This is a genomic window from Clostridium isatidis (genome assembly GCF_002285495.1).
Taxonomy (GTDB): domain Bacteria; phylum Bacillota; class Clostridia; order Clostridiales; family Clostridiaceae; genus Clostridium; species Clostridium isatidis.
Genome location: NZ_CP016786.1, coordinates 2,565,272 through 2,579,675 on the forward strand (window position 1 = coordinate 2,565,272; position 14,404 = coordinate 2,579,675).

Sequence of the window (14,404 nt, forward strand, 5' to 3'; positions counted from 1 at the left end):
GAAATGCCCAGCCATAAGTTTAGCTTACATTTCCCCTTTTAACCTTACAGCTTTGTAAGGTCTATTCAATCTTAATATTAATTGTTGAAAGGTCAATTTTTACCTTAGTACCTTTATCAATTTCAGACTCTATTTTTATATTATGAGATAGTTTATTTAAAATTTTCTTGCAAAGATATAAACCTATCCCAGTAGATTTTTTATCTAAACGCCCATTATATCCTGTATATCCCCTTTCAAAAACTCTTGGAAGATCCTCAGGCCTTATACCAATTCCAGTATCTTCAATCACTAGTGTCTTTTCACTATCCTTATCCATATATATTGAAATACTGCCCTCTTTTGTATATTTAAGACCATTTGATAATATCTGTTCTATCACAAATAAGAGCCATTTTTCATCTGTTAACACTCTACAATTCAAGTCATTAAAATTAAGCTTAATCCTATTTCTTATAAAGACTTTAGCATATTTTCTTACTGCCTGTTTCACAATATCATCAAGATTATATTCTTTTAATACTAGATCTGAAGACATACTTTCAAGCCTCAAATATTGTAAAACAAATTCAACATACTGCTCTATTTTAAATAATTCCATTGATAGTTCATAATTTTGCTCATTATCTTCCGACTGAAGTAAAAGCCTCATAGCCGCAATAGGAGTTTTTATTTGGTGAGCCCATAAAGTATAATAATCCATTAAATCACTTCTAGCCATATCTGCCTCAGAAGCAATTCTAATCTTTTCCTTCTGAATAATTGAAATTAATTTATTATAATCCTCTTCAATTATATTTTTTGCCTCTGGCAGCTCATCTATATTTAAAATAATTTCTCTTTTTAAATTATTGAGTAATTTATGCTTGTTATAAAAATTAATAAAATCTACTCCAATATATATAATTCCAACAAAAGTACATAATAAAAAACCATAAAGCAAAGGTTCTATAGGAAGATTATAAAGAAAAAACATAATAGTAAATATTAAAGAAAATATAAGAAATATTATTATTTCCTTAATGCGAAACTTAAAATAAGATATTATTAATTTAAATTTACCATTTTCATCCATACTATTCCACCATATAACCTATTCCCTTTTTAGTTATTATAAAATTATTTAAACCTATATCCTGAAGCTTTTTACGAAGACGAGTTACATTAACAGTAAGAGTATTATCATCAACATAACTGTCTGTTTCCCAAAGTTTTATCATTATATCTTCCCTTGTCACAGATTTCCCCTTATTTTCTATTAGCACATGAAGTATTTTATTTTCATTCTTTGTTAATTGTATTTTTTCATTATTATAAATCAAAGTAGAATCACTAATATTAAGTATTACACCTCTATGTTCTAATAAACTTGTTTGTCCAGCAAAATCATAAGTACGTCTTAATAAAGCCATAACCTTTGCAGTAAGCACATTAAGATCAAAGGGTTTGGTAATAAAATCATCTCCCCCCATATTCATAGCCATTACTATATTCATATTATCTGATGCAGATGATATAAATATAATAGGAACCTTAGAAAGTTTTCTAATCTCACTACACCAATGAAATCCATTGAAAAATGGAAGGGAAATATCTAAAAGAACAAGTTGTGGATCATAAGATATAAAATCAGAAATTACATTTTTAAAGTCAGTAACACATTCTACTTCATACCCCCAGGATTTTATGTGCTTTTTTATCGATTTTGCTATTACTAAATCATCTTCTATAATAAATATTCTATACATTTATAATCCTCCTTATATATCAAGGACTTTTCTAAGACTATTACTTTCTTCAATAATTAAAAAAATTTCTTTATAATTTAATTATATATCAGTATGGGTTATTTTATATAGAAAAAAATACTAGGTCAGTTCCCTCGCTTTTTGTAAGGGAACCTGACCTATAATAGAGCTTTTATTCAACCTTTAAGCTTTTTCTTTTTTCTAATTCCTCTATAGCTTCATATAGTAAATTTGCTTCATCTGAATTTAATATGAATTTAACTCCAAATTCATATAAATTTTCTTCTGCTTCATCTCTCCATATAGGAATTCCATTTATCTCAATTTCTTCTTCAAATATTGTTGCTTTAAATCTTAATACTATATCTATATTTATAGGAATTCTTATATTTGAAATAAAGCATAAACCGCCTTTACTAATATTTTTTATTAATATTTTAGTATATCCTAAAACCATTTTACTTCCATTAATAGATAATATAGTCATTTGACCTTCTAATAACTCATCAAAATTAATTCTGTTGAAGCTTCTTCTTTCCTTAATTTCATAATATTTGTTATTAGTTACTTTGAACTCTTTCATACTTAACATTTTTTCAAATTCATCAACTGGTACAGGCCTACTAAATAAATACCCTTGCCCTAAATAGCAGCCTAATTTCCTCAAATACTCTAATTGTTCTCTTGTCTCAATTCCTTCTGCAACTGTTTTAATCCCAAGTTCATTAGAGATTTCAATTACATGTCTAGTAAGTATATCATTAGCTTTATTTACAAGGGCATCTTTAATAAAAGCTCTGTCTATTTTTACTATATCTATATTAAATAAACTCAAATATTGAAGAGAGGAATAACCTGTTCCAAAATCATCAAGTGCCACCTCTATTCCTAACGCCTGAAGCTTTTTAATATTATTCATTACAGTTTCTTTGTTCTTAATCAAGATTCCTTCAGTAATTTCTATAATCAAAAATTCGGGGGTTAGCTTAAATTCTTCTAATACACTTCTTATATTTTCTATAAAATTACTTTCAAGAAAGCTTAAACTCGAATAATTAATTGATATCTTAATATTTGGCAAACCCTTATCAAGCCAGCTTTTATATGTTTTACATATTTCCTTGAGCATCCAATTTGTCATATTAATAATAAAACCAGTTTCTTCTGCAATTGGCACGAATTCACCAGGTGAAACTAATCCCCAGGTTGGATGTTTCCATCGAATTAATGCTTCAGCTCCAATTATTTTATTAGTTTTTATATCAACTTCTGGTTGATAATAAACTCTAAATTCACATTTTTCAATAGCTTTAGGTAGATCATTTCTAATCATAAATTGTTTATAATTTTGAATATTCATTTTATTACTATAGAATTCATAACTATTCATTGCTTTATATTTAGCTCTTAACAAAGCATTGTCTACTTGAATTTTTATTAATTCTAAACTTTCACCATCATCAGGAAATACAGATACACCTATGCTTACCGTTATATTTAAATCATAATTATCTACCTTAAAGGGAATGTGAAATAATTCAGCTATTGCTTTAACTTTATTTTCATATTCCTCAATACTTTTTAAATTAGTTACTACAATTATAAATTTATCTCCATTACTACGATAAAGAAAATCCTTTTTTCCTATAAAAGATTTTAATTTTTTAGCAACTTCAATAATAAGCTTATCACCAATTTCATAACCTAAGGCATTATTTATATATTTAAATCTATCTATATCTAGCATCATTATGGCAAAGGAAATATTATTTTTCTTAGCCTCTTCATATATATTTTTTATTTGCTTTAAGTAACAGTACATATTAGGAAGTTTTGTTAAGCTATCATGATTAGCAATATATTCGATTTCTTTATACATTGCCTTTTCTTTTGTAATGTCTCTCCAATTCATTACTATTCCTTCAATAGCAGGTTCTTTTATATAATTATCAAGTTCAATTTCTATACATATTTTTTTATCATATTTTGTTTTGACAATTAATTCTCCTTGAATGTGAGCCTTTGAAGTTTTTAATACAATCTTAATCATTTCACTAAACTTTGATTTTTCCTCTCCCTCAAGGAAATCTAACATATTTTTATTTCTTATTTCTTTTACTGTATATCCTAAAATTCTTTCAACTGCAGAACTAGAATATAATATAGTACCCTCAGGAGATATAATTCCAAAACAATCATTTGAATTTTGAATTAGAAATTCAAATCTTCTTTTTTGAATTTCAATTATTCTTTTTTCCTCTTCTATCTTTTTTGCCATTTCTTTCATTTCAGTAACATCTTGTATTGTTCCACATATTGAAATAACTTTACCATTATTATCAAAGGTGGTTTCTGTAAGACAATAGATATCTCTTATATTTCCATCAGTCCTTATAATACGATATTCAGTTACAGTGTACTTTTCTTTAGGAGGGTTTATTAAGTAATTATCTATTTTAAATAAATCTTCCGGATGAACAAATTTAAAAATATCCTCATAAACTACCTCATGATTATATTCCTTAATTCCATAAATTTTAAACATCCCATCAGACCAATACTGTACACCTTTATTTAAATCTAGCTCCCAACTTCCTATTTTAGATATATGTTGAGCCCGAATAAGATCTCTATTCTTTTTTTCTAAATCTATCTTTAATAATTCATTTTCTGTTACATCTTGAATTATTCCTATTATGCCAACTATATTATTGTCCTTATCTAATAGTGGTTCTCCCTTAACTATTATATATTGACTCGTCCCTTCTTCTTGAAGTATTCTAATTTTAACTTTAAAATTTTTACCTTCTAAGCAATATTTTTTTGCATTATTCAAAATACTTCTATCTTCTGGAGGAATCATTTTAAAATAACTTTCCAAATATCTTTCTAAATTTAAGGGATCGATATTGCAAATCTTATAGGCTTCTTCTGATATAAAAATTTCATCTTTTATAGCATCATATTTAAATCTCCCTATACCTGCTATCTTTTGTGCATCTCTTAACTCTTTTCCTAACTCCATTGAACTTTTTTCAACTGTTTTCCTGCTTGTAATATCCTCTATTGTTCCTATTATTTTAACGGGAAATTTATTATCATTAAGTAGTACTTTTATTTTTTTATTTACATATTTTTCTCTACCCTCTGCTGTAATAATTCGAAGCTCTATATTATTTTCTTTTCCTTTAAGAGCTTCTTCATATGATTTTGTAACTAATATCTTATCCTGAGGATGAACAAAGTCAAGAAATCTTTCAAAATTCCCATCTATATACTCTGGAGTAGTTTCAAATATCTTATATATTTCTTCCGTACACAATATTTCATTATTTAGAATATCATATGTCCAACTACCTACAGAAAGAATATCCTGCATATGTATAAGATTTTCTTCTAGGATATTTAATCTTTTTTCTGCTTCCCCTTTTTCAAAAATATTTCTTCTTTTATTTTTATCTTTTGCTAGAATATTTCTGAATATCGTAGTTATAAGCCACCCCTCCTATCCTCCTAATTTAATAATATTATATATCAAATATATATCATCCACAATTACCAAAAACAAAGTATTATTACAAATTAAAACATTTTTTTCAAAAAATAATAGATAGATTTTTTTGAAATCTATCTATTATTTAACATTTTTTAATATTTTCTAATAAAATTTAAAATTATTCATATAGTCCATAAACTTCATTTATATTTTGAACAAAAACAATTCCATTTCCTGGCTTCTCTATCTTAAGTTCTTCTTTAATTGATGAAATTATATCTTCTGTTTTATCGCTTTTTGATATTATTAACACTATTTCTTTTTCTGGTTCAATTTCCATCGCGAAAACTTTACTTGTTTCATGAATTCCAGAACCTCTTGCATTTATTATTGTACCACCTTTAGAGCCGGCTTTGGTAGCTGCATCTATTACTTCTTCTGCCTTTCCTTTATCTACAATTACAGTTATAGCATGATACATACTGTTTTCTTCCCCTCTCTCATCTTTCATTTTATCACATTTACAAGCTCTTGTTCCAGAAACACCACAAATAGATGTTGTAAATGCTATTCCGTGATTAGGTTTTCTAAATTTAAATTCCTCACTTAATTTTCTTAAAGCTGTTTCTGCTATTTCTTTATCTGATAGCATAAGTACAATTTCTTTTCTTACATCTGACAATCCCAAATATTCTAAAATTTTATTATTTACTGTACCCTTACCTAAAATAATAGTTCCTCCTGAAATATTATACTGCTTAGCCTTTTTTAATATCTTACTTCCTAAACCTAAATTTACTATAGCACAGATAAGCTCAGGATGCTTCAATTCAAAATTACTCAACATCACTTTCTCCCCCTCCCTTTTTAGACTTTATTTTAAAAATAAACCCAAGTAATTGTAATGCAATTATAGGGGTCATTGCAACCATAGCAATCATTCCAAAGCCATCAATTAATACATCTGCGCTTTCTATAGCATCTGCCGCTCCTTGTGCAAAAGCTAATATAAATGTTGCTGTCATCGGACCTGATGCAACGCCTCCTGAATCAAAGGCAATACCGACAAATAATTTAGGAACATAATAACTCATTAATACAGAAATTAAATATCCAGGTAATAAATAATGCCATAATTGTATTTCAGGAATCATAATTCTTATCATTGATAGAGCTACTGCAAATCCTACCCCTATTGAAAGAGTAAATAAAACAATTTTTCTTTTAACATATCCACTTGTAACTTCCTCAATTTGATGTGTTAATACATATACAGCTGGTTCTGCAAGTATTGTAACAAATCCTAATACAAATCCAACAATAATGAGATATGTCTTATTTTCTAAGGAGGCCACTTTATGTCCTAACACAGTACCTAAATCCATAAATCCTGCATTTACTCCAACTAAAAATATAACTAATCCTATAAACGTAAAGAATATTCCAAATAATATCTTTCTAACAGCTTTTTTCGATAATTTAAATTTATTTTTCTGAAAAATAAGAAAAATAATCAATATAGGTAGTAAAGCTAATATTATTTCAAAGGATATTTTAGGAATTTCCTTAATGAAAGGCAAAATTATCGATGTTGATACTTCCGTATCTATTTCAAGAGTTGCTGTAATTTTATCTGTTTTAGATAAAATACTCATTATCATAACTGCTATTATTGCTCCTGAAGAAGCTATAGCAACTAATCCAAAACTATCTTTCTCTGAAGATTTACTGTCTTTTTTAAGATGAGATACTCCTAGGGCAAGAGCCAACATAAACGGAACTGTTAAAGCTCCAGTTGTAGCACCAGAAGCATCAAAAGATATTGCTAAAAATTCTGGTGAAATAAATATTGAAAGTAATAAAATAATACCATATATAATAGTTAACAGCTTATATAATGGAAAATTATACAATATTCTTCCTAAACCTAAAGAGAGCATAACAGCTATTCCTATAGAAACAATTATAACGATAAGCCATTTTGATACAACTCCTGAAGTTACAAATGAAACTTGTGCCCCCAAAATTTGCAAATCAGGTTCTGCTAGTGAAATGAAAAAACCAAGTATCAATCCTGAAATTATTACAATTAAAACTTTATTTGTTTTTGCTAAGGTACTACCCATAACATTTCCTATAGGCGTAATTCCAATATCTACCCCAGCTAAAAAAATTGATAAACCAATAATAACTAATACTGCCCCTATTAAAAACCTAAGTAATAATGGTCGTTCCATTGGTGTAATTGTAAAATGTAATATTAATACTATTATTGTTATTGGTAATACTGATAATAATACTTCCTTTAATTTTTCTGTTACTAAATTCAAACATTTATCATCCCTTTCTTTTTAATTTACTCTCATTATTTTTGTGTATTACGCATTATATATTTAATTATACTATACTTTTTTTTAAAAAAGTTTTCATTTTATAATTTTATCAAAAAATTCATATCTTTTTAATTAAACTTCCTTATTTATTAAGAATAATTGAAGAAGTGACAAATCACTCTTTATCATTTTTTGATACTAGCAGCTTTTTAGATGTTAATAATACTGAAATTAAAATTACTACTCCAGCAACTACCCATAATGCAGGTATTGAAATATAACTTATCAAAAAACTGCTTACTAAAGAACCTGCTAGTCCACCTAATTGCATCACTAAGGAATTTACCGATAATATTGATGCTCTAATCTTATTAGGAATTTCACCATTTAATATAACAGCTTCTGGTATATTAGCCATGCCAAGCATTAAATAAATCATTGTATAAAATATAATAAATAAGAAAATGTTTTTTTGAAAAGCAGTTAAAATTAATATAAAAGCTAATAATAATCGAACTACCACATACATACTTTTTAAATTTAATTTATATTTATCAATTATCTTATTTGAAATTATTCCACCAGACATTGCTGCAACAAAATATAAAAAGGCCATTATCCCAAGAAGTCCCATCATACTTTTATTAGGCATTATTGATATAAAGTGAGGCTGCCAATAGGTTTCTAATGCACTTAAAAAAAATCCAGTTGCAAAAGCAGAAATGAATATACATAAAACAGTCAAGTTTCCCTTAACAAAAGAAGAGCTCTTTTTAATATGCTCCTTTATAGGTATTCTTTCTTCATTTTCTGTTGTACTTATATCTTTTATAAAAATAATAGAAAGAACTAAAACAATTATTGTTAGAATAATTCTAATAATAATATTTAAATCATAAGAGCCAAAATTAGAAAATAAATTACTTTTTATTTCAGGAAAAAAACCTCCTGATAAGGCCCCTGCAGATAAACCCAATGAATCTAAAACTGCCAAACGAGTGGTAATTCTATTTAACTTATCTTTTCCAAAGGCTTCAATATATGAATCAATAAACAAGGCATCAAAGGAACCTGAAGATAAAGCCCTGCTTAACCCAAACAATATCATTGCAACGCACATAATAATAAACCCATGACCAAATAAAAGAACTAAAGAGCTTATTAGTGAAATTAATAAGGATAAGCAAAATGTTTTCTTTCTTCCCATTACATCTGCAATAACCCCTGTAGGAAGTTCAAGAAAAACTACTGTTATTGCATAGATCCCCATAATAATAGATAAATTACTTAAAGATATACCTTTGCTCATTAGCAATAAGCTTAATATTGGCACAAGAAGTCCACCTAAATATGAATTTAATAAGACCATTAAAGAATATAATTTTACCTTCATAACTTTTATGCCTTTCCATCATCATTATTTAAATCTGTTCTATATGCAATTAAAGCATACTCAAAAGGATGAGTATCATTAGATGGCTTTGAACGCTTTTCTATAAAATCACTTATTACAGAATATAATTCATTAGCATCTTCTTTAGTTAAATGAACTACCCCAGATAAAAAGTCTGCAAATTTATTTCCCTTATTTAGCTCGTCCACTAATAATGGCTTCATTTTAGTTATGGTACTCTGAAAGTTATCATATATTTCAGATAAGATATTTTTTGCTAGAATTTCACGATTTAAAGACAAATCATCATCTAAACTTTGACCTATACTAATAGTTTTATCAGTTAATCTAAGATACTTTGCAGTTATTCCATTTATAACTTCACTATGATCAAATTCAACAATGTTTAATGATTCTAATTGTTTTATATGATGTTGTGCTGATGATGGTGACATGCTTAATTTATCAGCAATATATTTAGATGTAACCGGCTTACCCTCAATTCTCATAAATCTAATAATTTTTTGTCTAATTGGTGACATTAAAATTTTAAGTTCTTTATCTGTTTTAAGTACTATTTTATTGCTATCTTCCATGGATTCCTCCTAAACATTTAAAATAATATACCATTACAGTAACTGTAACGTTATATTAATTATAACGTTGTCTCTTATAATTGTCAAACAAAGTAAAAAGGACTATCAACTGCAATATTACAGCGATAGCCCTTATTGTTTATTAGAAATCTTTTAATATAAACTTTTTATTAATCAGAAATCATAGGGTTCCCCATTAAGTATTTAAAAACCTATATTTCTTTTACAATTAATTCTTCAAGGCTGCGTTTTGGAACATAATGATTACCTTCTTCATCTCTATAATATTTAATACTTCCACCTTCATCCATATCCTCTATTATTACATTTTCCTTTGGATATCCTAATGCAATAACTAAGGCTATTTCAAAATCATCAGAAATATTTAGATTTTCTGTTAGCTTAGCACGGTTGATACTTCCTAAAATGCATCCACCAAGCCCCACCTCTGCAGCACCAAGACATATTGTTTGAGCACAAATACCCTCATCTGCACTTTGTTTTTTTGTTAAGGTTTTATCTCTAAGCATAATAACATATGCAGTAGGACGTTCACTTTCGATTGGTCCATCCCATTCCCTTAAGTATCCAGCCCAGCTTAATGTTTCATACACCTTTTTATTTATTTCTTCTTCACATACTAAAATGTATTTAAGAGGCTGAAGATTTGCAGCACTTGGCGTATATCTTACCAATTCTACTAGTTCCTTCAATTGGTCTTTTGTAATTTTTTTATCACCGTAAAAACGTCTATAACTACGGCTTTTCTTTACTAAATCCTTAAACATAATAACACCACCTGTAATTCAATTGACAATCGACAGTTGACAATTTCGGAAATAATTCAGCAGAGCTGAATTATGAAATTTTAGATTTTCAGTTTTTCTGAAAATCTACCTACATTCTTAATTGTTAATTTTTAATTCCTTAATCTGTTACCTGCTACTTGTCTCATATTTCCTTTTATATTTATACTACCATTTTATAGCTTATGGATATTACTGTCAATAATATCAATTACAAATGCACATTTATTACTTAGTATATAAGTTATCAATGCAAACTATTATAATATATGGCTTAATTAAAAAGTGAGCATATGTAAGTTTACTTGAGAATTGAAGAAAGAAAATTATAAAACAAAGTCATGTATATAAAGAAGCCTAACTCCACATATATACATGACTTTTAATTCTATTACATATTACTTATTATCTGTGCTATTATCTGTCACCTGACTTGTGCTTGTTCCCTTTTACCTGTACATGTTACTTGTTCCCTGTTACCTGATTAATCTAGTTCTATCGCTCCAGTATTTAAATTATAATAACGTCCTTTTTGTTTCATTAAATCTTCATGATTTCCACGTTCTATAATTCTACCTTGTTCTAATACCATTATTGCATTAGAATCACGAACAGTTGACAGTCTATGGGCTATTACAAAGGTTGTTCTGCCTTCCATTAATTTGTCCATACCTTCTGAAATCAGCTTTTCAGTTCTTGTATCTACAGATGAAGTAGCCTCATCAAGAATAAGTATAGTTGGATCAGCTACTGCTGCTCTAGCTATAGATAATAATTGACGTTCCCCTTGTGATAAGTTATGACCATCTTCTGTAAGCATTGTATCATATCCTTGAGGTAAATTTTTTATAAAATAATGAGCATTAGCAAGCTTTGCAGCTTCCTTTACTTCTTCATCTGTAGCATCTAATCTTCCATATCTAATATTATCTGCTATTGTTCCCTCAAACAAATGAACATCTTGAAGAACTATACTCATTGTACTTCTTAAATCTTGCTTATTAATACGTCTAATATCTATTCCATCATATAATACTTTTCCATCACTAATTTCATAAAATCTATTTATAAGATTTGTTATAGTTGTTTTACCAGCACCAGTTGATCCTACAAAAGCTATTTTTTGTCCTGGCTTTGCATATAGACTTATATTCTTTAGCACTCTCTGTCCTGGAAGATAACCAAAGTCTACATTTTCAAAGGTAATATCACCCCTAAGAGCTACTTCTTCATATCCTCCATTTTTATTTGGAACCTTCCAATAAGCAGTACCATCTTCTCTTCTAACTAAAGTAACATCTCCCTCATCAATTTCAACTTTTTCATCTAATACTTTAAAAATTCTTTCTGCTCCAGCTAGAGCTGCAAATAAAGTATTAAGCTGATTGGAAACTTGGGTTATAGGTCGAGAAATTGTTCTTGTGTATTGCAAATAAGACGCAATATTACCTATACTTAATTTATTTATCATTACTAAAAAGGCTCCGCCCATTGATATAAGGGCATATAATACATAAGATAAGTTCCCCATAATAGGGAGAAGCATAACACCATAAGTAGCTGCACTGCTGCTCGCCTTACGAAGTTCTTCATTTTTCTTATCAAAAGTATTAATAGCTCTTTTCTCATAATTGAATACTTTAACTACTTTTTGCCCTGACATCATTTCTTCAATATATCCATTCATATCAGCTAAGGCAGCTTGTTGAGCACGGAAATATCTTGTTGATTTTTTCCCAACATAATTTGTAAAAGCAAGCATAACTGCTAACATAATTACAACTATTATAGTTAAAATTGGGCTTATGAATAACATCATAATAAATGTTCCAACAACTGTTATTACTGATACTATAATTTGTGATATCCCTTGCTCAAAAGCTTGATTTAACATATCTACATCATTAGTAAAGGTAGACATCAAATCCCCATGAGAATTTCTATCAAAATAAGATATCGGCAGTTTTTCCATATGAGAAAACATATCTTCACGAATTTTATGAATAGTTCTCTGTGCTAACTTTGCCATAAATAAGTTTCCCAAATATTCGGATAAAGAAATTACTATTACCAGCATTCCCATTATAATAAGGTATCTTATAAATATTCTCATACCATCACCCTTAACCAAGGTATCTATAATAGGGCTTAGCATAGCATTAGTTCCAATTTGTGCAATAGAGCTTAATATAATGAAAATTATTCCACACCACAATAAAGCTTTATTGTATCTTAAATATTTAAATAATCTTTTTATTGTTTTTTTAGGATCATTTGGGCGCAACTGACGATTTTTACTCATTCCCCAACCACCCCTTTCTTTTGTGACTCATAGATTTCTTTATAAATTGGAGATACTTTCATTAAAGTTTCATGATCTCCAAGGGCTTCTATTTCTCCTTCATTCATTACAATAATTCTATCAGCATGCTGAATTGATGAGATTCTCTGAGCAATAATAATTGTAGTAATATGTCCAAGTTCTTCTTTAAATGCACGTTGAATTTTTGCATCAGTAGTCATATCTACAGCACTTGTTGAATCATCTAAAATTAATATCTTAGGCGATTTTAATAATGCTCTTGCAATACTTAATCTTTGCTTTTGACCACCAGAGAAATTATCTCCCCCTTGTTCAACTCTATGATCCAAACCATCCTCATACTTTGAAACAAATTCCCAAGCTTGGGCTTGTTTCAAGGCATTTATTATTTCTTCATCAGTTGCATTTTCATTTCCCCACTTCATATTTTCACGAATAGTTCCTGAAAATAAGGTATTCTTTTGTAATACAAAGGCAACCTGATTACGTAAGGCCTTAATATCATAATTTTTTACATTTAAGCCGCCAACAATAACTTCTCCTTCTGTTACGTCATAAAGCCTTGGTATAAGCTGTACTAAAGTAGATTTAGAAGAACCTGTAGAACCAATAATTCCAAGAACTTCTCCAGATTTTATATTAAAATTTATATCCCTTAATGTTCTTTCCTTACTTCCAGGATAGACAAAATTTACATTCTTAAAACTAATAGCACCATCTTTTAATTCCTTTACAGGCTCTAAAATTTCCTTAATTTCTGATTCTGTTTCTAATACCTCTATAATTCTGCCTCCAGATGCTATACCACGCATTAATTGCATAAGGAAAAATGACATTAACATAAGTGCCATTAAAACTTGTATTATATAGGTAATAAAAGAAATTAATTCTCCACTTCCCATAGTCCCAGCTGTAACTTTTTGTCCACCAAACCAAAGTACTGCAATTATAGTTGAAAATACCATAAGATTAAAAGCAGGCATTAAAGTAACAACTAGAGAAACAGCTTTAATAGCAGTATCCCTTACAGAATCATTTCTTTCTTTAAATCTTTTTTCTTCATGTTTTTGTCTATTAAAAGATTTCACAACTCTTATTCCTATTAAATTTTCTTGAATAATTGCATTTACTCTATCAATCTTAGTTTGAAGCATTCTAAATAATGGACGTGCTTTTATCATTACCACTGCTATAATAATTGCAGTAAGTGGTAATACAACCATAAATATTTTTGCTAAAGACGCATTTATATTAAAAGCCATAATTAGTGCAAATAGTAGTAAAAAAGGCGCCCTTATAGCCATACGTAAACTCATCATAGCAACTTGACCTAGAGTATTACAATCATTGGTAAGTCTTGTTATAAGGGATGAAACTGAAAATTTATCTAAATTAGCAAAAGAAAAAGCTTGAATTTTTCTAAATATTTCAGCCCTAATTTCTGCAGCAAAACCATAACCTGCTCTAGCTCCATAATGAGAACTCATTACACCAAAAGTCATGCCTAATAAAGCAGAAATAATCATAATTATCCCAAGTCTTACAATATAGTTAATATCTCTGTTTACTATTCCTATATCAACTATTAAAGACATAAGATATGGAATAACTATATCTGCTAAAACTTCTAAAATCATAAGTATAGGGCTTAAAATAGCAAATACCTTATACTTTTTCATATATGGCAATAATTTTTTCAAAATATCCCT

The 14,404-nt window shown here is 28.4% G+C and carries 10 protein-coding genes; all 10 read right to left on the bottom strand.

The features are described 5' to 3' along the window. Positions 1-61 precede the first annotated feature (61 nt). Positions 62-1,075, bottom strand: a complete 1,014-nt coding sequence (locus tag BEN51_RS12195) for a sensor histidine kinase (protein ID WP_119866297.1) — start codon at positions 1,073-1,075, stop codon at positions 62-64. 1 nt (position 1,076) lies between these two features. Continuing rightward, on the bottom strand, positions 1,077-1,748 hold the full coding sequence (locus BEN51_RS12200) for a response regulator transcription factor (RefSeq protein ID WP_119866298.1): 672 nt from the start codon (positions 1,746-1,748) through the stop codon (positions 1,077-1,079). A 172-nt stretch (positions 1,749-1,920) separates the two neighbouring features. Beyond that, positions 1,921-5,127 carry an EAL domain-containing protein gene (locus tag BEN51_RS12205; protein WP_119866299.1) on the bottom strand — a complete coding sequence of 1,069 codons (3,207 nt, stop codon included), beginning with the start codon at positions 5,125-5,127 and terminating at the stop codon, positions 1,921-1,923. Between the two features lie 295 nt (positions 5,128-5,422). After that, a complete protein-coding gene (locus BEN51_RS12210; RefSeq protein ID WP_119866300.1) occupies positions 5,423-6,091 on the bottom strand; it encodes a P-II family nitrogen regulator in 669 nt (222 codons plus the stop codon). Continuing rightward, positions 6,081-7,574 carry a DUF1538 domain-containing protein gene (locus BEN51_RS12215; protein WP_119866301.1) on the bottom strand — a complete coding sequence of 498 codons (1,494 nt, stop codon included), beginning with the start codon at positions 7,572-7,574 and terminating at the stop codon, positions 6,081-6,083. The genes BEN51_RS12210 and BEN51_RS12215 overlap by 11 nt, the downstream gene beginning before the upstream one ends. 178 nt (positions 7,575-7,752) lie before the next feature. Continuing rightward, positions 7,753-8,970: an MFS transporter gene (locus BEN51_RS12220; RefSeq protein WP_119866302.1), complete on the bottom strand. Its 1,218-nt coding sequence runs from the start codon at positions 8,968-8,970 to the stop codon at positions 7,753-7,755. 5 nt (positions 8,971-8,975) lie between these two features. After that, the gene (locus tag BEN51_RS12225) at positions 8,976-9,566 is read right to left on the bottom strand and encodes a helix-turn-helix domain-containing protein (protein WP_119866303.1); all 591 of its coding nucleotides are present in this window, start codon (positions 9,564-9,566) and stop codon (positions 8,976-8,978) included. Positions 9,567-9,778: 212 nt separating this feature from the next. Then, the gene (locus BEN51_RS12230; RefSeq protein WP_119866304.1) at positions 9,779-10,354 is read right to left on the bottom strand and encodes a nitroreductase family protein; all 576 of its coding nucleotides are present in this window, start codon (positions 10,352-10,354) and stop codon (positions 9,779-9,781) included. A 502-nt stretch (positions 10,355-10,856) separates the two neighbouring features. After that, positions 10,857-12,674 carry an ABC transporter ATP-binding protein gene (locus tag BEN51_RS12235; RefSeq protein WP_119866305.1) on the bottom strand — a complete coding sequence of 606 codons (1,818 nt, stop codon included), beginning with the start codon at positions 12,672-12,674 and terminating at the stop codon, positions 10,857-10,859. Continuing rightward, positions 12,671-14,395 carry an ABC transporter ATP-binding protein gene (locus BEN51_RS12240; RefSeq protein WP_236906219.1) on the bottom strand — a complete coding sequence of 575 codons (1,725 nt, stop codon included), beginning with the start codon at positions 14,393-14,395 and terminating at the stop codon, positions 12,671-12,673. The genes BEN51_RS12235 and BEN51_RS12240 overlap by 4 nt, the downstream gene beginning before the upstream one ends. Positions 14,396-14,404 lie beyond the last annotated feature (9 nt).

Excerpts from the sequence above, each read along its gene's own strand:
- BEN51_RS12205 (WP_119866299.1), bottom strand. The coding sequence starts at position 5,127 with ATGCAGGATATTCTTTCTGTAGGTAGTTGGACATATGATATTCTAAAT.
- BEN51_RS12235 (WP_119866305.1), bottom strand. The coding sequence starts at position 12,674 with ATGAGTAAAAATCGTCAGTTGCGCCCAAATGATCCTAAAAAAACAATA.
- BEN51_RS12195 (WP_119866297.1), bottom strand. The coding sequence starts at position 1,075 with ATGGATGAAAATGGTAAATTTAAATTAATAATATCTTATTTTAAGTTT.
- BEN51_RS12230 (WP_119866304.1), bottom strand. The coding sequence starts at position 10,354 with ATGTTTAAGGATTTAGTAAAGAAAAGCCGTAGTTATAGACGTTTTTAC.
- BEN51_RS12220 (WP_119866302.1), bottom strand. The coding sequence starts at position 8,970 with ATGAAGGTAAAATTATATTCTTTAATGGTCTTATTAAATTCATATTTA.
- BEN51_RS12210 (WP_119866300.1), bottom strand. The coding sequence starts at position 6,091 with ATGTTGAGTAATTTTGAATTGAAGCATCCTGAGCTTATCTGTGCTATA.
- BEN51_RS12225 (WP_119866303.1), bottom strand. The coding sequence starts at position 9,566 with ATGGAAGATAGCAATAAAATAGTACTTAAAACAGATAAAGAACTTAAA.
- BEN51_RS12200 (WP_119866298.1), bottom strand. The coding sequence starts at position 1,748 with ATGTATAGAATATTTATTATAGAAGATGATTTAGTAATAGCAAAATCG.